The following is a 20,461-nucleotide window of genomic DNA, read 5'->3' as shown; positions in this document are numbered from 1 at the left end:
TCAATCGCTGACGATGGGACGGGAGCCCAAAAAACGCCCCGCAACTGCGGGGCGTTTCACTCTTTATCTCAAACGCTTATAAATTCATAAAAAGTTTAGGATTCACCGGCCTGTTGTTTTTATGCACTTCATAATGAAGGTGTGGCCCGGTGGAACGCCCCGAGTTACCGGATCTTGCAATCACCTGGTTTACTTTTATCACATCATTGGTCTCTACCAGAAGTTCAGAAAGATGTCCGTAAAGTGTAGCAAGACCGTTTCCGTGCGACACAATCACGCAGTTGCCGTAGCCGCCTTTTGTTCCGGCAAAGATAACAGTTCCGGATGCAGCACATCTTACATCCGACCCATACGGAACCGCAATGTCCAGACCTTTATGAAACTGCATCTGATCGGGCTCGGCAGGAGCATTATCGGCAGCCTGTACTACCGATTTGGAGGAGACGGTTGCAGCATTTGTGCTTTTTACCACCTTCACTTCTTTAATGACTTTCCCCAGGCTGTCTTTGATCTGAACCACTTCGGTAACGGGTTCTGCGGCGACCGCTAATCCCGGAACAATGGATTTTACGGACGCCAGCATCACTCTTTTAACAGGAATCGGGTTCTTTCTCGTACCGAAATTGGAGGAAATATAGCCGTCAGTCGGCAAGCCTAATGGAACCTGCTGCAGTTTGTTCTGAACGTCAACCAAATACTGACTGTAACGGTTGCTCTGTTTGGCAAGATAGACCGAGTTTGAAATGCTGTCCTGCGCAAGAATGGCGATTTTTCCGTCGGTAATATTTTTGGAAGCGAGGAAGGAATTCAGCTCCCGCACGGTATTGTCAACCAAAGAAAGGTCGGTCTTTATTTTCTGATAATCTACACTGTCTTTCTGAGTATTGATCTGCACGAGGTTCACTTCATAGGACTTGTCATTTTTTTCGGAAAATAGTTTTGCCAGTAGCAATCCCTGTATAAAAACCACGGCTAAAAGTCCGCCCAAAATCAGATTGATGTTCTTTTTATTTTTTAAGTAACTTTTCATTTCTTGTTTAACGTTATGGTAAGTTTCAGTCTGCAAAATTAATCAAAATGTTGAAATCCGAAACGCACGTAAAGTAAAACGCAGATTTATCCTTAAAATTACCGCTTTCGGCGTTAAATTTTTCATAAAAAAAGATGACGCCGGCATTTCAATATGAAAACGTTTTTTTCACCGTAACACTTTTGTATATTTGTATTTCAAGGAAATGTTATGACAAAAAAAGGGGACCAGAAAGTAGGGGTAGTAGGGAGCGGAAGTTTTGCCACAGCCATTGTAAAAATGCTTTTGGAAAACTGCAAAACGGTACACTGGTGCGTGCGGAATGAATTTGTAAAAGGTGCTATTCAGCTCAGAGGCCACAACCCAACCTACCTGACGTCGGTGAGTTTCAATGTCAAAAATCTCGTGCTCACTACCGATATCAACGAACTCGTTTCAGAATGTGATACAGTGGTGTTGGCAACTCCTTCCATCTACTTATCGGATACGCTCGAGAAAATGACCTGCGATTACACGAATAAAATCTTCGTTTCGGCGATTAAAGGAATTGTACCGAAAGTGAATGATGTGGTTGCCCACTATCTCCGGGATGAATTTAAAATCGGTTTCCGGAGCCAGGCCGTTATTGCTGGTCCGTGTCATGCGGAAGAGGTCGCCATGGAAAGGCTGTCTTACCTCACGATTGCCACGGTTGAGGAGAACCAGAAGATGCTGAACAGCATGTTTTCTTCCGATTTTATTAAAGTGAACTCGAGTGTGGATATCCTCGGAAACGAATACAGTGCAATCCTTAAAAACATCTACGCCATCGGTGCCGGCATTGCGAGCGGTCTCGGGTACGGCGATAACTTTACCGCGGTTTTTGTTTCCAATGCCATCCGTGAAATGGAGGTTTTTCTTGAAAGTATTTATGAAGAACCGCGCGATGTTAATGAAAGTGCTTATCTAGGCGACCTTTTGGTTACCGCGTATTCACTTTTTTCCAGGAACAGGAGTCTCGGCAACCTGATTGGCAAAGGATACACGGTGAAGTCCGCCATCCAGTCTATGAACATGATTGCTGAAGGATATTACGCGGCAGATTCCATTTACTGCACGGCGAAAAGCAAGAAAATGAATACTCCGATCATCAACACGATTTATGAGATTCTTTATGAAGAGAAAAGCGCGGAAAAACTCTTTCAGAAACTCACCGCCAAACTGAATTAACTTCTTTTTTAATGAAAAAACTTTCAGCAAACAAAACTCCGAAACCAACATACGATGTGGTTTTAATTGGCGGCGGAATAATGAGTGCTACGCTCGCCACTTTACTTCATGAATTTGAACCCGAGCTTAAGATCGCTATTTTCGAAAGGCTCGGAAGATTCGCCAAAGAAAGTTCAGCTGCCTGGAATAACGCCGGAACAGGCCATTCCGCTTTTTGTGAACTCAACTATACGATTGAAAAGGAAGACGGCAGCATCGATATTTCAAAAGCCGAAAGCATCGCCGAGCAGTTCGAGATTTCGAAACAGTTCTGGTCTTACCTTCTCGATAAAAAATATATTGATGATCCTAAAGGTTTCATCAATTCCTGTCCGCACATGAGTCTGGTTTTTGGAGAAAAAGACGGAGCTTTTCTGAAGAAACGTTTCGAGAAAATGACGCAGTCTCCCCTTTTCAGACAAATGCAGTTCAGTGATGATCATAAAACGCTGAAAGAATGGATTCCTTTGATCATGCATCAGCGAAATGAAAACGAAAAACTCACCGCCACCAAAATGGATCTGGGAACCGATGTAAACTTCGGAACACTGACCAGAAAAATGGGCCGCTATCTGGCAGATGATTCAAACGTTGAGGTTTTTCTGTACCATGAAGCCAAAGATCTGGATTTATTGGAAAACGGAAAATGGAGAATTGATATTAAAGACCGTATTCAGCATCATGATCAGGAAGTTACTGCGGATTTTGTATTTATAGGAGCCGGCGGATATGCGCTGCCGCTACTGGACAGTTCAGATATTCCTGAAAGTGAGGGTTATGGCGGTTTTCCGGTTTCCGGAGAATGGCTCGTGTCGCATAATCCCAATCTAATTGAAAAACATCAGGCAAAAGTATACACACAGGCCAGTGTAGACGCGCCTCCAATGAGTGTTCCGCATTTGGATTTAAGAATTATCGACGGTAAAAAAGCGCTTCTTTTCGGACCCTTCGCAGGATTCTCTACAAAATTTTTAAAGAACGGCAGTTATCTGGACCTGCCTGAAAGTGTTAACTTCAGAAACATCCGGTCTCTTTTCGGAGCGTGGTGGCATAATCTGGAATTAACCCAGTATCTGGTAAAACAGGTGGTGCTTACGAAAGCGCAAAAAATGAAGCATCTTCGGGAGTTTGTGAAAGATGCCAGGGAAGAGGATTGGGAACTGAAAATCGCCGGACAGCGCGTGCAGATCATCAAAAAAGATGAAAAAGAAGGCGGTCGTCTCGAATTCGGAACTGAAGTGGTGGTGAATAAGTCCGGGACGATTGCTTCCCTTTTGGGCGCGTCTCCTGGAGCTTCTACAGCAGCGTATGCCATGATTCAGGTGCTTGAAAAATGTTTTCCGGAGAAACTTCAAAATGCATGGCGCGAAAAACTTCTCGAAATCATCCCGACTTACGGACAGAAACTTTCAGAAAACCCCGAACTCACCGAAAGAATCAGAAATTACACGAAAGACAAACTCGAACTGGACTATTAGCATAAAGAATGATCTCGCAACTGCTGATCATTGATCGCCGATCATGGAAACCCTAACCAAACCAAAAATTGCAGAAGAAATTCTGGAAGCCTTCCGGACTCAGGTGGAGCAGGAGAAACAGGTCATTGTGCATTGCTGTTTTCCAGCGACTCCTTTCTTTGGAAATCTCATCAGAATTTGGCGATCAACCGTTTTGATTGACCGGAATTCGGGCCACCGTTCGCATCTCATTCATACCGAAAATATCGCTGTGTTTCCAGACTGGACTGAAGTTCCGGTGATGAAGGATTACTGGTTTACGCTTATTTTCTCAGGACTTCCGCGCGACTGTGCAAATTTTGACCTGAAAGAAGAAATTCCGGAAGAAGACGGCTTCTATGTTCCGAATATCCAGCGGAATGGCACGGATGTGTACAGAATTACCGTTACTTAAATTATATACTTTTACTCATGAAAAAACTGACTATTTTATTTCTGTTTATAAGCATTTTCGGCTTTTCGCAACCCGCAAAAAAGCAACTTTCAGAAATTAAAAAATTCCAGACCGAACTTAACCGCGAATATAAAGATGCTAAGGAATCACCTCTGCGCGGCGACAATTTTACTGATTTTAAGGAGCATCCGTTTTTTCCTGTTAATTTGAAATATCGCATAACAGCTAATTTCATCAAAACTGAAAATGCAGTGCCATTTCAGATCCAGACTTCCTCAGGCAAGACAAAGCCATACAGAGAATACGGAAAAGCCACCTTCAAGCTGGACGGTAAAGAATATACACTAACCCTTTTCCAAAGTTTGGGGCTTATTACACAGAAAGGGTATGAGGATTATCTTTTTCTACCGTTCCGCGATGCAACCAACGGTAAAGAAACATACGGAGGCGGAAAATATATGGATCTAAGAATTCCGAAAGGCAAAGAAATTATTCTGGACTTCAATAAATCCTATCAGCCGTTTTGTGCGTATAATGCATATGATTACAGCTGTCCTGTTGTGCCGGAAGAAAATACTTTGCCGGTAAAGATAGAAGCAGGCGTGATGTATGAGGATGTTTATCACCATTAGCGTTATTCAAACATTTGCTGCACAATTTCAAGAGAAGTTGGGATCCTGAAATCGGTGTAATGATAGTGATAGTAAATCAAAATGCTTTCGAGAAGATCTTTACGGGCGGTGCTGCTCAGCGTCACGAAATAGGGATCTTCAGCTGAAATTAAAGCTTTCCAAAGATCTGAAATTTCAGTACCAAAAACAGGATGCAGCTGTTCGCTGAAAAAACTTCCGGTCTCAGGATCCAGATAACTTTCCTGTGTGACCAAGGGCAAAAGCCCCTGAATTTTCAGGATTTTAATTAAAAAGATGAGATGCGAACGGTAATTTTTTTTCTCAAGCTCATCCAGAAACCTTAAAATTTCATCATAAATATTTTTCTGTTGGTTTTCATTGCGCAGGACCTGATTCAGGAAATCAGCGACAAAAAAAACCATCATATTGGCTTTTACATCAGTGTAAAATTCAGGATTTTCAAGCAGTTCAATTTTTGAAACCGTTTGAATGGACCCGTTCCTATGAGGACTGAGCGTAAAATTAAGCTCGTTTAAAGGCAGGAGATAGGCTTTCTTTTTATTTTTTGATGAGTAGATTCCGCGGGCAAAATAGCTCTGAAATCCTTTTTCTCTTGTGAAACAATGCAGAACGGCATCGTTGTCGCCATATTTTATATACGAAAGCAAAAATCCGTTTTGCGAATCCATCAGTTCACAACCGCAATTTTTGCAGTGGCCTTGTCGGTTCCATCTTCATTTGTCATCAGCACAAAATAAATGCCCGAAGCAACCCGTCTTCCTTTTTGGTTGTTCAGATCCCAGCTGTAAAAGCCGCCTCTTGCCACTGCCTGATGAACGAGATTTCCGGCTGCATCGGTAATGCGGATATTGGTTTTCATCGCCAATCCTCTTATTGTGACATTTCCTTTGTAATTGGCAGTTACCACAGGATTCGGATACACCAATACGTTTCCGAAATTGGAGTTTACACCAACTACATCACTTTGGTACACCACAATTCCGTCTAAAGTAACGAAATATACTTTACCGCTTTTTGGATCCACTTTTATGTCGGTAATGCTGTTGGTAGGAATCGGGGAATTTTCTTTGGTGAAATGTTGAATGGTCTGTTCTCCGTTTGGGCTCAGCATATAAGCGCCACCGCCGTCAACAGAAATCCATTTGTGGTTTCCGGAATCCACTTCGATCTGGAGAATAGTGCTGTCCCTGAATACTTCTTCAGCAACACCATTCTGTTCGATAACAATAGCCTCAGTTTGAGGTAAGGCATCTGAAACAACACTTGAAGGGTCAGAAATCACCCTGAGCCCGGATCTGGTTCCAATCCAGATGTCATCATTTTGATCTACGGCCACCGACACAGTCCCGTTGGAAGGTAAATTGTTGTCGGTTCTCAAGATTTTAAAGGGAGCAGCCGGATTTGAAGGATTATTATCATATTTTTTGATGATTAAGCCACCGTCTCCAAAATACGGGCATGGAATGTAGAGGAAGCCATCTTTTGTCAGAGGTTTCTGTACACCACCTGCATTCACCACTTCAATCAAAGAGAAATCATCAGCTGAAGGGTTGTAAAGGTAATAACCGGCGTTTGCTGTAGAGTTTTCAATAAGGGTTACACTCACTATCAGATTGTTGTTTTCGTCGAAAGCAATACCCCCTGGTCTGTTGTAGACTGGGTTGGAGTCATTGTTTTTATATACTTTTTTAAAAACATTATTTTCCATTTTGTAAATCCCTTTTTCATTTGGGAAAAATGAATAATTGGTAAAATACACCAATTCTGGATTTACGGGATTGGGTACAGCATCCAAAATATTAAATGTGATAGGATTGTTTAAAAAATAGTCGGGATAATTCCATTTGCTACCGTCAAAATGGTAATAGCCTAAATCTCTGTAAATACCAGTGTTGTATGCATCTCTTCCCCCAGAGGAAACCCAGAGCTGATCATTCAGTAAAGAAATTTTATAGGACTCATTTTTATAGGGACCATCAGGACGATACGATTCATTATTGATATTTTTTATCCCCGAAAGTTTGGTGCCTCCGTAAATTTTTCCTCCCGCCAAAATGCCCGTGTTGCAGTCTTCATTAATCGTGGAGGTATTCTGCAGTTGACCGGCAGTGCTGAAAGTGTAAATTTTCTGATTATCAGTAACAACTATATTCTGGCTCGTGACCACTACATCACCAATATTAGTAAACGTTTGAGGAATGGGGGAGAAAATTCCGCCGTTTTCATAATAAGCCACTGTAGCGGAAGAAGCGGCTGCAGTGCTCTCGGAATCTATCTGTTTGAAAATTCCGGCAACGGCAGTTGTCCAGGTTGAATATACCGGAAATGTAACGTTGATATCGTGACTTTTCAACCCGGTGTCTGTGGCCGAATATACTTTGTCACCTTTTATAGTCGCTTCATTAGAAGCTGTAAAAACGCCACCGCTGATAAAAAACGCCGATTGTGCGAATTCCTTCGTATTCAGATTAAATACAGAAACTCCGTAATTCACGGAAATCACTGCTCTGTCTCCTGAAATCGAAATATGATTGATTTTTTTGTCGCCGTTATATCCTGTAGCAATTGGAATATCGACCACATAAGTAATTCCTTCGGGAGTAATCACATCCATGGAGCCGTTCCGGTAGCCCACCAAACCTATTTTTGTATCCGGATTGTAATCAAAAGCCGAAATCTTTACTTCATGAAGACCGTTGGCTTTGGAAAGTTTGGTAATTTCACCTGATGAAGGCGTGTAGAAAAAGATTCCGTTTTCGGTAGCGGCAATAATTCTGCCGTGATCTTCTTTCATGGCCAGGACATTGTTGTAAGAGAAAAGATCTGCCCATCTTTTTGAAGAAATGGATTGAGCAGAGATTAAGCTGATACCTGCGAACAGGACAAAAAACAGAGTTGTATTTTTCATTTTAAACGGTGATGCTTTCATCAATAACTTGATTGTTCCACGAAATATTTTTCACGTTTTTATTTTCATCCAGATAAAAATCAATTCTCCCCAAAAGCAGGCCGGCCCAGCCTACCTGATTCACAAGAACATTTTTCCCTTTTCTGTTCATGAAAGTTTGCGGTTCCGGCAAAAAGGTGTGGGTATGACCGCCGAGAATCAAATCAATTCCATCGGTTTTTGCAGCCAGAATTTTATCGGAAATTTTTGTTTGATCTTCTTTATAATCATACCCCACGTGGGACAGGCAGATGACCAGATCACATTTTTTATCATTTCTCAGCATATCTGAATACTGCTGTGCAATTTCTATAGGATTATGATAGACGGTTTCTCCATAATTTTTTTTGCCCACCAAACCCGCAAGTTCAATGCCGACCCCGAAAATCCCGACCCTGATTCCGTTTTTATTAAATATTTTATACGGTTCAGTCGCTCCGTCTAAAATAGTGTTTTTAAAATCATAATTCGAGCAGATAAAAGGAAATTTTGCATTCGGAAGCACTTTTTTAAAGCCTTCCAAACCATTGTCGAAATCATGATTTCCCATTGTGGAAGCATCGTAACCCATCATTGACATGAGTCTGAATTCAAGCTCTCCGCCAAAAAAGTTGAAATACGGCGTTCCCTGAAAAGTATCTCCGGAATCTAGTAAAAGCAGGTTTTTCTCTTCTTTTCTGATATTCTGAATTAAAGCAGCCCTCCGCGCAAAACCACCCTGATTGGGATTTCTGGTGTAGGTAGAATCGAAAGGTTCAATCCGGCTGTGTTGGTCGTTTGTATGAAGTATCGTGAGCTTGTGTTCGGTGATTTTATTGGAAAACAGTGGGTTTTCTGCCAGAAGCAGATTCGGCAGCAGGCTCATTGCCAATGTTCCGCCGCCAACCGTTTTAATAAATTGTTTCCTATTCATTGGAGTTGTTCTTCTTGTTTCTGAAAATTAAACGGACATCTGTGGGAGCATTGATTTGGGGATTTTGTTGGAATTTATCCAGAAAAAGATCGCGCATCTTAATTCCGGTAACCATCATTTCGCCTTTCCCGAAAAAACTCATGTTGTCGCCGCCCAAAGCCAGATAATCAGAGGTTGCGATATAATAATCACGGTTCATCTCAATCGGTTTTCCGTTGATAGACTGTTTCAGTACAGTTCCGTTATCAGTTTCAATAGTAAGATGGGAAACAGGATTGTTCTTCTGGTTTTTTGCGTAATAATCAAAAAGCCCCTGCAAATCAGAACCTTTCATCTTTACTATTACGATCTCATTTTCAAACGGCATCACTTCGTAAATATGTTTTGTAAGAATATCGCCTTTGCCAATTGTAGAACGGATTCCGCCAACATTGATGACGGCTGCGTCAATAGCTGGCTTTTTGTTTTTCTGAGCCCATTCCTGAGCGCCTTCCAGCGTGTAGTCGGCCAAAAGGTTTCCGAGATTGCTGTTGTCGCCCTGTTTGTTCAGATCTACGGAAGTATAGGAAATTTTGGTGTTCATTTTCCCTTCCAGTTCAGCTTTATACGGAGCAATGACTGAAGCGAAAGCTTTGTCTTCCGGCAAATCTGCTGAAATGGAGATGTTTTTTTCGGTCTTGATGTTCGATACACTCAACGCCGTTTTACAGGAACTGAGCGACAATAACGCCACGCCGATATATAAAAATTTGTATTTCATGCAGTTGTAACTTCTCAGCAAATATAAAGATATGAATAGAAACTTATGGTTTTTTAACATTTTTTCTTGCATAAAATTTCCTAAATTTGAACTTTAATTTTAAGAATTATGACGAATTTAAAAGGAGTGGGTGTTGCACTGATAACGCCGTTTAGTGAAGATTTATCGGTGGATTTTGACGGTCTCGCCAAACTTATTGATTTCAACATTGAAAACGGCATCAGTTATCTGGTGGTATTGGGTACAACGGCAGAAGCAGCCACCCTTTCTGAAGATGAAAAAAAACAGGTAATCCAGCACATTATCAAAGTTAACAACAGCAGGGTTCCGTTGGTCTTAGGAATTGGCGGAAACAATACGCTGGAAGTTAAGAAACAGATCGAAAGCACTGATTTATCTGCTTTTGAAGCGGTTCTTTCGGTTTCTCCTTATTACAACAGACCGAATCAGGAAGGGCTTTACCAGCATTATAAAATGTTGGCTTCCACCGGAAAAAAGATCATCATCTATAATGTTCCGTCCAGAACGGGTCAGAATATTGAAGCTTCAACCACATTGCGTCTGGCTGAAGAATTTCCTAATTTAGTCATGATTAAAGAAGCGGCGCCGAATATTCTGCAATATTTCGATATCCTGAGAAAAAAACCGCAACATTTCAGTCTGGTTTCAGGCGACGATGAGTTTACGCTTCCCGTAACCCTTGCCGGCGGAAGCGGGGTTATTTCTGTAATAGGACAGGCGTTTCCTAAAGAATTTTCAACGATGGTTCAGCTTGCTTTCGAAGGAAAAGTGAAAGAAGCGTATGAAGTGCATAACCGACTGGTTGAAATAACGCGTATGATTTTTGCTGAGGGTAATCCTGGCGGAATTAAAACGGTTCTGGCTGAAAAAGGGCTGATAAAAAATTATTTGCGTTTGCCTTTGATTCCGTCGAGTGAAGGTCTGCAGAGACAAATACGGGAGGAAATGAATAAGATTTAATTTCAGGGTTGATATTTAAACTCCGGCATTTTCGGAGTTTTCTGTTTTTATTATATGATTCAATTTAAAAAGGCGGCAAAACAGGATATTCCTCTTATCCAGAATCTGGCGGAAGCCTCCTGGCTCAATGCATATGGTGAAATTCTTTCATCGGAGCAGATTAAATTTATGCTCGATACAATGTATTCTGAAGAAGAAATTTCAGCGCATTTAGGAAATCCAAATTATCACTATTATATCATTGATTATGGAGTTGCTTCGGTAGGGTTTCTGGGATTTGAAACGCATTATGAGCATTTAACCACCAAACTTCACCGTATTTATCTGATTCCGGAAGCAAAAGGGAAAGGTATTGGAAAAAGAGCGATGGATTTCCTTAAGGAGAATGTAACCATGGCTGGGGATAGCAGAGTTATTTTAGCAGTAAACAAAGCTAATCCTGCTAAAATATTCTATGAGTCGCAGGGTTTCAGTGTTTATGAGGAAGGGATTTTTGATATTGGGAAGGGTTTTGTAATGGATGATTTTTTGATGGAATATCTTTTCTGAATCAGATTCTGTCGGAGACCTGAGCTTAGTTATCAATTTGGGACAATATTATTTAGAAAAAACAGGTTTTCAATCCTTAAAAATTAATTTGCCCCCTTAAAACTCAGAAATCCATAGATTAAAATGTTTTATCTTTAGCATAATTATATTGCCTATATTTTAACTTTTTGGAATTATTTTATTAATAAAATTAATAAAAACAGGTTAAAATGTTTTTTATGTAAAAATAAAGATTAATTGCATAATATATTTTGTTTATTATTTAGCGTATCTTTGACGCCGGTAATTTTTTAATATTCATAGGTGAAAATATTTGTAAAGTTTGATTTCAATTCCGTGTGTAAAAAGGTGCTCGAAGAGCAGCTTAATTCTCTGGATCTGAAATACAGGTCTCTGAGTTTTGGGGAAGTGGAATTTATGGATCCGGTTTCTAATGAGCAGATGGAAATACTTACAAATAATCTTAGCGCATATGGCATCGAGATTCTTGAAAACCAGAAATCAGCACTTGTTCAGAAAATTAAAGATGTGATTACAGAGATGGTGTTTTCGGAAGTTGATGTAAACGTAAAAGCCTCGGTTTATCTTGCTGAAAAACTGAATCACAGTTACGGATATCTCTCCAATTTATTTTCCGAGATGACTTATACCTCGATCGAAAATTTTATCATTTTACAGAAAATTGAACACTCAAAAAACTTAATCATCAACAGTGAACTTACCTTGACTGAAATTGCGTACCGACTGAGCTATTCCAGCGTAGCGCATCTCAGTACACAGTTTAAAAACACAACAGGCTTTACCCCCTCGCAGTTTCAGAAGTTAATTTCAAAGAGGCGGGAACTGGCCAATAAAAAATAGAAATACGCTTTTAGCTCCCTTGAATAATATGAACAAAGAATATATCCACATTATTTTAGCAGATGATGATGAAGATGACCGCCTTTTTTTTACAGATGCATTCAGTGAACTGAAAATGTCAACAAAAGTACAGACTTTTAAAGATGGAGTGGAACTTCTGGACTACCTCAACGCGAAGGATTCTATCCTCCCACAGCTCCTTTTTCTCGATATGAACATGCCGAAAAAAAACGGACTGCAATGTCTTCACGAAATAAAGGCAAATCCAAAATTTAATAATATGGCTATCGCCATTTATTCAACTTCTTCTACCGAAGAACATATTGAAGAAACTTTTCTGCACGGTGCCAATATTTACATCAAGAAACCCAACGATTTCAAAATTCTGAAAAAAATCCTTGCCGATGTGGTCACAATCAACTGGCAATATCATACCTCAGGCCTTAATAAGGACAATTTTTTATTAAGATATAACGGATGAAACCCCGGAATATAAACACATCCTCCTTTTTCCTTATTTTAATCTTTGTTGCTTCTGCAGCATTGATTTTCTTTTTAATGGGTTTATCCTACAAGCAACTTGAAAAACTCTCCCATCACACCAGTTGTGTAAACCGTTCCTATGAAGTTTCTCTGACACTGGAGAGACTTTCCGCTAATATTAAGGATTTAGAGACGCAGAAGAGAAATTACATTCTGAACCCTAATCCTGCTATTCGTGCAGATATTAATAAAAAGATTTCAGAAATTAATGCAGGTTTTAAACGGCTGAAAACGGAAATTAGTGATAGTCCTGGGCAAATAAAAAATGAAAAAATCCTGTATGGTTACGTTCAGGATCAATATATAAATATTCATAAAATTTTCCAGAGAGATTTCCGAAACGAAGATCCGGCAGAACTGAAGCAGAATCTTTTGGAAGGAAAAAATGTGATGACAAAAATCAGCCGGAAAATAGAGAATATGATTGCTGTAGAATACAATCTTTTAAAGAAAAGAAAAAATGACTTCAATATTACCCAACAGTCAACTCCTCTTTTTATCTATTTAATTTCTCTTTTTGCTTTAGGTCTGCTGGCTTTTGCATTCTATAGAATCTTTACCGATGTTAAGGAGCAGGAAAAAGCAAACAGCAGGCTTCAGATTGCGTTAAATGCCTCCAATCTTGCGGAGATTGTGGGGGGCTTTGGAGTCTGGATTCTGAATCTCGAAACCCAGACTTACCAATTTTCCGATAATCAGTACCGCCTTTTGGGCTATTTACCTCAGGAATTCAAGTCGAATTTTGATTTTTTATTAGACCATGTTCATCCTGATGACCAGGCTGAAATGGAGCAGAAAACCAAAACGTTGACGTATCAGACAGATTCAAGCCCTTTTATATTCAGGGTGTATAAAAAAGACGGATCACTGCGCTATTTCCAGACCACGGGAAGAATTATCAACCAAAAAGGCGGCGAGAAAGTTTTCCTCGGAATCACCTCGGATATTACGCCCGAAATTGAGTCGAAACTTCAACTCGAAGAACAGAACAGGATCCTTGAAGCCAACAATCAGGAATTAATGGCCTTTAACTATGTGGCAAGCCACGATTTACAGGAGCCGCTTCGAAAAATAGAAACCTTCATATCCAGACTTACGGACAAAGACGGCATGAACCTTTCGGAATCCGGGAAGAATTTTCTCGGAAAAATGCACAGTTCGGCCGGAAGAATGCGAACACTTATTGAAGATCTGCTTCTTTTTTCCAGAACAACAAGGGCTGAAAAGATTTTTGAAAAAACGGATCTCAACAATGTAATGCATCATGCCCAGGAAGAACTTCAACACATGATCGAAGAAAAAAAAGCAGTAATTTCAGTGGATCAGCTTCCTGTAATGGAGGTGATTCCGTTTCAAATCAGACAGCTTTTTATCAATATCGTCAGTAATTCACTGAAATACTGTAAAGATGAGATTCCGGCATTTATAGAGGTGAAACATGAGGTAGTGCAAAGTAAGGATGAGGTGTTGCTGCCCAATAACAATCAGACTTTTCATAAATTTACTTTTTCAGATAATGGAATCGGCTTTGAGCAGAAGTATGCCGAGAAAATCTTTGATGTTTTCAACCGTTTGCATGGCCGCAGCGATTATGCCGGGACCGGAATCGGGCTTGCGGTATGTAAAAAAATTGTAGAAAATCACAAAGGATATATTTTTGCTAACGGAGAACCGCATTGCGGTGCTACATTCACCGTATATCTTCCGGAAAAGCGTTGATTTTTTGCAGGTAACTAATTATTTAATTGCTAACTTAGTATGATGAATTTTACAGCCTGCCACGAAGAGGAAATCCATATTCCCGGCCACATACAGAGCTTTGGCTTTCTACTCGGTTTGGATGCGGCCACGAAGACTGTGAAATTTTACAGTGAAAATTTACGCTTGCTGTTCAATCTGCAGGAAGAAATCTTCGGGAAAACCATCGAAGAACTTGCCGGAACTTTCCCACAGCTTATCGATTCTGGAGTCCTTGCAAAAATCAACGAGAACACTGGTGAAGAATATGACTGGAATATCTTTAAAATCAGCGTCAAGTGGGATTTTTTTCACTGTATCATGTACAGGGTTGGAGAAAATATATTTATAGAATTCGAAAAAATTATCGAACACCTGACCGTTAGAAGTTACATTTTTTCGAAATACGGAAAGGTAGGAACACCGGACAGTTCACAGAAGATCTGGAATAAACTCCTGGATTCGGTAGTAGAATTGGTAGATTATGAGCGCGTGATGGTGTATAAGTTTCTTCCCGACGGCAGTGGTAAAGTGGTTGCCGAAAAAATCAAGGACGGTATGGAAAGTTATCTGCACCTTCATTATCCGGAATCTGATATCCCAAGACAGGCACGCGAACTGTATCTCATGAAGAAAAATCGGCTTTTCTGCAATGTTTATGAAGAACCTGTACGGATTCTCTCCAAAACCGAAAAAAAAATTGATCTCACTTATTGTTCGGTGCGGGCCATGTCGCCGATTCACGGACAATATCTTAAGAATATGGGGGTATCATCCAGCTTCAGCACCTCTATTATCGTTGAAAATAAACTCTGGGGATTAATATCCTGCCAAAACAAAGAGCCTAAACATATTGATCTGGTGAATAGGGTGCGTGCGGAAGTTCTCACTTTTATGACGGCGAATAATTATTACGCCTTCAAAATAGAACAAAAACACAAGGACAGTATTGATCTCAGCAAAAGAACTGCGGAACTGAAAACAGAGTTTTTAAAATATAACAATTTAAAGGACTCACTCTTTAACAATATCGAACTGATTAAAAATACGGTCAGTTCTGATGGTTTGGCAATCATTACCGGTGGAGAATTAAAAACCTTCGGCGATGTTCCTTCTCCGGAAACTGTTCATAAAATCAGCGAATGGGTGATTGCGAATTCAAACGAGAATATTTATTCAAATTCCTCATTTGTTAAACAACACAAAGAAAAACTGGGTCTCGAAGAAAATGCTTCCGGCATTTTAGCTGCAAAATGGTACGCTACAAATAACGAAATGCTGATCTGGTTTCGGAAAGAGTATAATGAACATATTAAATGGGCTGGCTATGAGCAGACAGAACCAGAAAAAGTAAATTTTTACGGTGACGAAAGGTTGATGATCTCACCCAGAAAATCCTTTGAGGTTTTTCTGGAAGAAATAAAAGGAAAATGTAAACTGTGGCAGGATAAAGACCTTCTTGCAGCGGAAAGAATTCTCACCTTTATCCTCGAAACCTCCTACACTCAGACCATTCAGGTTAAAGAGCTGAATGAGACTTTACAAAACATGAATAATGAACTGGAAAGTTTTTCCTTCACCATTTCCCATGATCTCGCCACTCCGCTTTCCGTTATTAAAATGAATGCGCAGATGCTGAGCAATGCCTATCCTGAAGATCTGAGGATCAAGGACAAAATCCTTAAAATCACCCAGGAAATTGACGGGATGGAAGTGATGATGCACAATATTCTGGAATTGAGCCGCGTGAAAAATGCTGATCTGAAACTGGAAAGGATTTCAACTGAACAGATGATCCGGAAAATTTCCTACGATGCGAAGCTGAGTTTCAACAGCGAGCATGCTGAAGTGACCTTCAATAATTTTCCTGATATTCTGGCCGACAAAACCATGATTTATCAGGTGTTTCTGAATATCATCAACAATGCAGTAAAATATTCTTCTCACCGCGAAAACCCACAGATTGTCGTTACCGGAACTGATGAAAAGGACAGCGTAGTGTATGCCATATCAGATAACGGAATCGGAATCAGCGAAGAAGACAGTGAAAAAATGTTCAAAGTATTCCGCAGAATGGACAACGCGAAAATTTTCCAAGGCAGTGGGGTTGGGCTTTCGATCGTGCATAGAGCAATGAAAAGACTTGGCGGCAGTGTGACTTACGAAAGCAGAATTAATGAGGGGTCAACATTTTACCTGACCTTCCAGAAACCTTCATGAAATGATATCAGAACTTCTTAAAACGGAAACCAAAACGCTACATGATCAGGTGGAAACCAAATTTCTTTCCTATAAAATTTTTACCGGAACTTTCAGTGAAGACGATTACCGAAACTTACTCTATTCCAATTATATTCTTCATTCTCACTTCGAAAGCAGGGTTTTCAGTCTGCTTTCTCCAAACTTTTCCGAAAAACTGCAACTCCGGCATCGGGCAAAATTAAAATTGATTAAAGAGGATTTGGAATCTATGGTTCTTCCGGTACAAATTCCGAAACTTACTGTTTCCATTAAGAATGAAGCTCAGGCAATCGGCGTGCTGTATGTAATGGAAGGTTCTACATTAGGCGGAAATGTAATTGCGAAACAATTGGCAAAACTCCCGCAGTTCGCGCAGGTTCAATTCAACTATTTCGGCGTGTACAAAGATCAAACAGGTTCGCGATGGAAAGAATTTAAAACGGTTTTAGATTCGGAATTTACCGCAGATTATCCACATGTTTTGGAAGGAGTACAGAAAGCCTACCTGTTACTGTTGCAAAATTAATAAGGGAATATTGTATTCTGTAATTTTTTGCTGTAATTATGTAATATGTTTTTCATATTAATATACATCTTTGTTTGGAATTGCCCCAGTAGAATGCAACTGCTCATCATTACTTGATATTTATGATTTCAGAAAGCGCAGTGTTCATTAAAAAGGATTGTCAAATAAATAGAAAGTCTATGTTAAAAGTTCTAAATGCTGTAATGTCGATATTAAGGTGATTCGGAATTCTTGCAGCATATATTTATACCCCGTTATGAATGCTCGAATTTGTTCCTGTCTGTCAGTTATTTTTCTGTTAATTTGGATTTTGGGATACATTTTTTTTGATCTCGGCGGTGCAATTCATTATGTTTTTCTCGTGGGAATTTTATTGTTAATTTTCAAATTTGTGAAAGACTATAAAAGCGGAAGTACAAATAATAAATAAATATTAAAAAATGACAAAATTTAAATTGAAATTAGAAACATTTGCAATCTGTTTGCTTGCGGTATTTTTCGGAGTGAGAACTTTTGCACAGGAAAGTGCTCCTGACCTAAAAGTTGATGTAGATGTAGACAAAGGCGGCGCAATGGGAGGCGACTGGATGAGCAGTCCACTCGTTTGGGTAATCGGCGCACTGGTATTGATTTTAATTATTGCTTTGGTAGCCCGCGGTAACAATAACAAATAATCATCATTCACACTTAAATATGGAACACAGGAATTTTTTTCTGTGTTTTTTTTCTGGTCGAATATAAATAAGAAATATTGTAATTTGGTGAAATGAAAAAGATACTGCCGCTTATTACCTTGCTTGTTGGATTTTATGGCTCTGCTCAGGTTAAAGGCGTTACCGAGGACGGCAATGAAGTGATCCTGTTTGATAATGGGACCTGGAAGTTCGTGAATGAAAGCGATGCGCAGACTCTGGAAAAAATTGATGAAAACCCTGCCGTTTTTGGGAGAAACACAGACCAGTCTATTCTGCTCAAAAGCAGCAGGCTGGATGCAGGAATTTATTATAGCCCTAAAAAATGGGAAGTTTCCGCCCAGGCAGTCGGTTCACATATCGAATACTTTTTGCGAGATAAAAATCCAGATAATCCCCTATTCGGTTTCATGACGACCGAAAAACTTCAGATTCCCGATCTTAAAAGTTTAAAGAACCTCATGTTGGAAGGCATTCAGAAAAATGTTGATTATTTTCGTCTCAAACAATCGGAATATCGTACAGTAAACGGACTTAAGGTTCTTTATTTGAGATATGCCGCGAATGTTAAAGGATTGGATTTTGAATATGGAATCTATTATTATCTCACAGCTTCCGGATATTGTGCTGTAGTTTTTTACTGTGCTCAGAATGAATTTGTAAAAAATTCAGTGGCAGCCGAGCAGTTTTTAAATGGTATTGTAAAAACCGAAAAACAGAAACCAATAGAAATTATTTATACCTCCCCGCCACCCCCAATGCGGTAAAAAAAATACTAAGAAATTCGGCCCCATTTGTTTTTGCCCTTATAATGCCTGATGTAATAATCCCTTAAAGGAAAATTTTCGGGAGTCTGAAGATGCGGATCCGTTTTCAGCAAATGTTCAACAGTTTTTTTGGCTGCTTTAATAATATTACCGTCCGTAATCAGATCCAGTTTCTTGAAGTCCACAACACCGCTTTGCTGGGTTCCCAAAATATCGCCGGGACCGCGGAGCTGCATATCAACCTCTGAAATTTTAAAACCGTCATTGGTTTCCGTCATGGTTTTAATGCGTGTCCGGCTTTCTTTTGTGAGTTTATCTGAGGTCATCAATATGCAGTAACTCTGTTCCGCTCCGCGACCGACTCTTCCGCGAAGCTGATGCAGTTGCGAAAGACCGAACCTTTCAGCACTTTCAATGACCATCACCGAAGCATTCGGGACATTTACACCGACTTCAATCACGGTAGTCGCTACCATAATTTCCGCTTTCCCGGAAGCAAAATACTGCATCGCCGCCTCTTTTTCCGCAGGTTTCATTCTTCCGTGAAGCATTGTCACGTTTTTTCCTTCAAAAAACTCGGCGATATGCACGAAGTTTTCCATCAGATTTTTATAATCGAGCGTTTCAGATTCCTCGATCAGCGGATAAACAAAATATACCTGACGTCCTTTTTCGATTTCATCTTTTGTAAACCGGAAGACAGAAAGGCGGTCCTTTTCCCTCCGGTGCGCCGTAATGATGGATTTGCGGCCGACCGGCATTTCATCGATGACAGACACGTCCAGGTCGCTGTAAAAACTCATCGCAAGTGTTCTGGGGATTGGCGTAGCTGTCATCACCAGAATATGTGGCGGAATATTGTTTTTTGCCCAAAGTTTAGCGCGCTGGGCAACACCGAAACGGTGCTGTTCATCAATAATGGCAAGACCGAGGTTTCTGAACTGCACGATATCCTCGAGAACCGCATGTGTTCCCACAAGAATTGAAAGTCCGCCGTTCAGAAGTTCTTCGTGAATGATTTTCCTTTCCGATGTTTTTGCAGAACCGGTTAAGAGCCGGACCTTGATATTGGTATTCACCAACAGTTCTTTAATTGAATAGAAATGCTGCTGCGCCAGAATTTCAGTAGGAGCCATCATACAGCTCTGGAAACCATTGTCCATTGCAATCAGCATCGCCAGAAGTGCCACCATCGTTTTTCCGGAACCAACATCGCCCTGCAGCAGACGGTTCATTTGGATCGGTTTTTTCATGTCCGTCCGGATTTCCTTCAGCACCCGTTTCTGGGCATTGGTGAGTTCAAAAGGAAGTGCGTGATTGTAAAAATCCTTGAAATTTTCTCCAATTTTGAGAAAAGGATTCCCCACAACTGATGTTTTCTGATGCTGCTTCTTCAGGCCGTAGCCCAATTGAAAGAAAAAGGCTTCTTCAAACTTCACCCTTCGGTTGGCATGTTCAAAATGATGGAGATCTTTCGGGAAATGGATGTGGTAAAAAGCAGGAATACGGCCAATCAGCTTTAATTTTTTCATTAAAGCATCGGGAATGTTTTCCTGCATCAGTAAAGGAAGGTTCTTCGTGATTTCTGCCAGTACCGTCTGGAAAAATTTGTTGTTGATTCCTCTTTTCGAAAGTTTCTCGCTCCCCGGATAAACCGGTAAAAGTGAGCCGGAAAGGGCTTTCTTTTCATCCAGTTCAATTTCAGGATGGGGCATGGAAAAGTTTCCGTTAAAAAGATTGATCTTCCCGAAAATAAAAATATCACGGTTCAGCGGAATCTGGTCTTTCATCCATTTCGAATACCGGAACCACACCAGTTCCAAAGTCCCGGTTTCGTCGCGGAATTTTGCTGAAAGTCTTTTCTGACCGCTTCCGTAGGCAACTTCCTGAATATCCGTTATTTTTCCCTTCAGCTGGATTTCAGCATCGGGTTCCTCTTTCAGATCACCGATTTTATGGATTTTGCTTTTATCGATATACCGTAAAGGATAAAAGGTCAGAAGATCTTCCACCGTAGCAAATCCCAAGACATTTTTAATGAATTTGGCGCGTTCAGGACCGATTCCTTTTAAGAATTCTATGGAGGTGTCTAAAGTCAATGG

Annotated in this window: 20 protein-coding genes; 14 read left to right on the top strand and 6 right to left on the bottom strand. The window is 40.3% G+C overall.

What is annotated here, in order from left to right; all coding sequences use genetic code 11:
* Nucleotides 1-76: 76 nt before the first annotated feature.
* On the bottom strand, nt 77-1,030 hold the full coding sequence (locus tag FUA25_RS12745) for a M23 family metallopeptidase (protein ID WP_185146714.1): 954 nt from the start codon (nt 1,028-1,030) through the stop codon (nt 77-79).
* A 210-nt stretch (nt 1,031-1,240) separates the two neighbouring features.
* Between FUA25_RS12745 and FUA25_RS12740 the strand changes: the two genes are divergently transcribed.
* The 4 genes from FUA25_RS12740 to FUA25_RS12725 are packed head-to-tail and all read left to right on the top strand — an operon-like array spanning nt 1,241 to nt 4,821.
* Nucleotides 1,241-2,239 (top strand): NAD(P)H-dependent glycerol-3-phosphate dehydrogenase, encoded by a 999-nt coding sequence (locus FUA25_RS12740; protein WP_147757293.1) that lies wholly within the window; start codon nt 1,241-1,243, stop codon nt 2,237-2,239.
* An 11-nt stretch (nt 2,240-2,250) separates the two neighbouring features.
* On the top strand, nt 2,251-3,756 hold the full coding sequence (gene mqo / locus FUA25_RS12735) for a malate dehydrogenase (quinone) (RefSeq protein ID WP_147757292.1): 1,506 nt from the start codon (nt 2,251-2,253) through the stop codon (nt 3,754-3,756).
* 43 nt (nt 3,757-3,799) lie between these two features.
* Nucleotides 3,800-4,189, top strand: coding sequence for a hypothetical protein (locus FUA25_RS12730; RefSeq protein WP_228411707.1), 390 nt, complete (start codon nt 3,800-3,802; stop codon nt 4,187-4,189).
* Between the two features lie 17 nt (nt 4,190-4,206).
* Nucleotides 4,207-4,821: a DUF1684 domain-containing protein gene (locus FUA25_RS12725; protein WP_185146713.1), complete on the top strand. Its 615-nt coding sequence runs from the start codon at nt 4,207-4,209 to the stop codon at nt 4,819-4,821.
* A gap of 2 nt (nt 4,822-4,823) precedes the next feature.
* Here FUA25_RS12725 and recO read toward each other — a convergent pair whose 3' ends face one another.
* Genes recO through FUA25_RS12705 form a run of 4 tightly spaced genes read right to left on the bottom strand, consistent with a single transcriptional unit; the run spans nt 4,824 to nt 9,462 of the window.
* Complete coding sequence (recO, locus tag FUA25_RS12720) at nt 4,824-5,510, bottom strand: DNA repair protein RecO (RefSeq protein WP_147757290.1); 687 nt, start codon at nt 5,508-5,510, stop codon at nt 4,824-4,826.
* A complete protein-coding gene (locus tag FUA25_RS12715) occupies nt 5,510-7,750 on the bottom strand; it encodes a hypothetical protein (protein WP_147757289.1) in 2,241 nt (746 codons plus the stop codon). The genes recO and FUA25_RS12715 overlap by 1 nt, the downstream gene beginning before the upstream one ends.
* Nucleotide 7,751: 1 nt before the next feature.
* On the bottom strand, nt 7,752-8,702 hold the full coding sequence (locus tag FUA25_RS12710) for a bifunctional metallophosphatase/5'-nucleotidase (protein WP_147757288.1): 951 nt from the start codon (nt 8,700-8,702) through the stop codon (nt 7,752-7,754).
* Nucleotides 8,695-9,462 (bottom strand): 5'-nucleotidase C-terminal domain-containing protein, encoded by a 768-nt coding sequence (locus FUA25_RS12705; RefSeq protein ID WP_147757287.1) that lies wholly within the window; start codon nt 9,460-9,462, stop codon nt 8,695-8,697. The genes FUA25_RS12710 and FUA25_RS12705 overlap by 8 nt, the downstream gene beginning before the upstream one ends.
* A gap of 108 nt (nt 9,463-9,570) precedes the next feature.
* On the opposite strand from FUA25_RS12705, the gene dapA reads away from it, so the two are divergent.
* From dapA to FUA25_RS12660, 10 genes are all read left to right on the top strand, one after another.
* Nucleotides 9,571-10,443, top strand: coding sequence for a 4-hydroxy-tetrahydrodipicolinate synthase (gene dapA / locus FUA25_RS12700; protein WP_147757286.1), 873 nt, complete (start codon nt 9,571-9,573; stop codon nt 10,441-10,443).
* 54 nt (nt 10,444-10,497) lie between these two features.
* A complete protein-coding gene (locus tag FUA25_RS12695) occupies nt 10,498-10,992 on the top strand; it encodes a GNAT family N-acetyltransferase (protein ID WP_147757285.1) in 495 nt (164 codons plus the stop codon).
* Between the two features lie 303 nt (nt 10,993-11,295).
* Nucleotides 11,296-11,853 (top strand): helix-turn-helix domain-containing protein, encoded by a 558-nt coding sequence (locus tag FUA25_RS12690; protein ID WP_147757284.1) that lies wholly within the window; start codon nt 11,296-11,298, stop codon nt 11,851-11,853.
* 28 nt (nt 11,854-11,881) lie between these two features.
* Entirely contained in the window at nt 11,882-12,334 is a 453-nt protein-coding gene (locus FUA25_RS12685; protein WP_147757283.1) for a response regulator, read from the top strand.
* Between the two features lie 77 nt (nt 12,335-12,411).
* Nucleotides 12,412-14,115, top strand: a complete 1,704-nt coding sequence (locus FUA25_RS12680; RefSeq protein ID WP_185146712.1) for an ATP-binding protein — start codon at nt 12,412-12,414, stop codon at nt 14,113-14,115.
* A gap of 39 nt (nt 14,116-14,154) precedes the next feature.
* A complete protein-coding gene (locus FUA25_RS12675; protein WP_147757281.1) occupies nt 14,155-16,353 on the top strand; it encodes an ATP-binding protein in 2,199 nt (732 codons plus the stop codon).
* A 1-nt stretch (nt 16,354) separates the two neighbouring features.
* Nucleotides 16,355-16,900, top strand: a complete 546-nt coding sequence (locus tag FUA25_RS12670) for a biliverdin-producing heme oxygenase (protein ID WP_147757280.1) — start codon at nt 16,355-16,357, stop codon at nt 16,898-16,900.
* 256 nt (nt 16,901-17,156) lie between these two features.
* On the top strand, nt 17,157-17,330 hold the full coding sequence (locus tag FUA25_RS13510) for a DUF5670 family protein (RefSeq protein ID WP_410493483.1): 174 nt from the start codon (nt 17,157-17,159) through the stop codon (nt 17,328-17,330).
* Nucleotides 17,331-17,340: 10 nt separating this feature from the next.
* Nucleotides 17,341-17,574 carry a hypothetical protein gene (locus tag FUA25_RS12665; RefSeq protein ID WP_147757279.1) on the top strand — a complete coding sequence of 78 codons (234 nt, stop codon included), beginning with the start codon at nt 17,341-17,343 and terminating at the stop codon, nt 17,572-17,574.
* Between the two features lie 92 nt (nt 17,575-17,666).
* The gene (locus tag FUA25_RS12660) at nt 17,667-18,359 is read left to right on the top strand and encodes a hypothetical protein (RefSeq protein WP_147757278.1); all 693 of its coding nucleotides are present in this window, start codon (nt 17,667-17,669) and stop codon (nt 18,357-18,359) included.
* A gap of 8 nt (nt 18,360-18,367) precedes the next feature.
* On the opposite strand, the gene recG is transcribed toward FUA25_RS12660, so the two are convergent.
* Nucleotides 18,368-20,458, bottom strand: a complete 2,091-nt coding sequence (gene recG / locus FUA25_RS12655) for an ATP-dependent DNA helicase RecG (protein WP_147757277.1) — start codon at nt 20,456-20,458, stop codon at nt 18,368-18,370.
* Nucleotides 20,459-20,461 lie beyond the last annotated feature (3 nt).

Source organism: Chryseobacterium sp., from assembly GCF_008014695.1.
GTDB lineage: Bacteria > Bacteroidota > Bacteroidia > Flavobacteriales > Weeksellaceae > Kaistella.
This window is presented reverse-complemented; position numbering and strand designations above follow the sequence as displayed.

What these genes read in the sequence shown, in the direction of transcription:
- FUA25_RS12725 (WP_185146713.1), top strand. Translation starts at nt 4,207, where the DNA reads ATGAAAAAACTGACTATTTTATTTCTGTTTATAAGCATTTTCGGCTTT.
- FUA25_RS13510 (WP_410493483.1), top strand. Translation starts at nt 17,157, where the DNA reads ATGAATGCTCGAATTTGTTCCTGTCTGTCAGTTATTTTTCTGTTAATT.
- FUA25_RS12685 (WP_147757283.1), top strand. Translation starts at nt 11,882, where the DNA reads ATGAACAAAGAATATATCCACATTATTTTAGCAGATGATGATGAAGAT.
- FUA25_RS12715 (WP_147757289.1), bottom strand. Translation starts at nt 7,750, where the DNA reads ATGAAAAATACAACTCTGTTTTTTGTCCTGTTCGCAGGTATCAGCTTA.
- FUA25_RS12710 (WP_147757288.1), bottom strand. Translation starts at nt 8,702, where the DNA reads ATGAATAGGAAACAATTTATTAAAACGGTTGGCGGCGGAACATTGGCA.
- FUA25_RS12745 (WP_185146714.1), bottom strand. Translation starts at nt 1,030, where the DNA reads ATGAAAAGTTACTTAAAAAATAAAAAGAACATCAATCTGATTTTGGGC.
- FUA25_RS12670 (WP_147757280.1), top strand. Translation starts at nt 16,355, where the DNA reads ATGATATCAGAACTTCTTAAAACGGAAACCAAAACGCTACATGATCAG.
- dapA (WP_147757286.1), top strand. Translation starts at nt 9,571, where the DNA reads ATGACGAATTTAAAAGGAGTGGGTGTTGCACTGATAACGCCGTTTAGT.
- FUA25_RS12675 (WP_147757281.1), top strand. Translation starts at nt 14,155, where the DNA reads ATGATGAATTTTACAGCCTGCCACGAAGAGGAAATCCATATTCCCGGC.
- mqo (WP_147757292.1), top strand. Translation starts at nt 2,251, where the DNA reads ATGAAAAAACTTTCAGCAAACAAAACTCCGAAACCAACATACGATGTG.
- FUA25_RS12665 (WP_147757279.1), top strand. Translation starts at nt 17,341, where the DNA reads ATGACAAAATTTAAATTGAAATTAGAAACATTTGCAATCTGTTTGCTT.
- FUA25_RS12695 (WP_147757285.1), top strand. Translation starts at nt 10,498, where the DNA reads ATGATTCAATTTAAAAAGGCGGCAAAACAGGATATTCCTCTTATCCAG.
- FUA25_RS12740 (WP_147757293.1), top strand. Translation starts at nt 1,241, where the DNA reads ATGACAAAAAAAGGGGACCAGAAAGTAGGGGTAGTAGGGAGCGGAAGT.
- recO (WP_147757290.1), bottom strand. Translation starts at nt 5,510, where the DNA reads ATGGATTCGCAAAACGGATTTTTGCTTTCGTATATAAAATATGGCGAC.
- FUA25_RS12680 (WP_185146712.1), top strand. Translation starts at nt 12,412, where the DNA reads ATGGGTTTATCCTACAAGCAACTTGAAAAACTCTCCCATCACACCAGT.
- FUA25_RS12705 (WP_147757287.1), bottom strand. Translation starts at nt 9,462, where the DNA reads ATGAAATACAAATTTTTATATATCGGCGTGGCGTTATTGTCGCTCAGT.
- FUA25_RS12660 (WP_147757278.1), top strand. Translation starts at nt 17,667, where the DNA reads ATGAAAAAGATACTGCCGCTTATTACCTTGCTTGTTGGATTTTATGGC.
- FUA25_RS12730 (WP_228411707.1), top strand. Translation starts at nt 3,800, where the DNA reads ATGGAAACCCTAACCAAACCAAAAATTGCAGAAGAAATTCTGGAAGCC.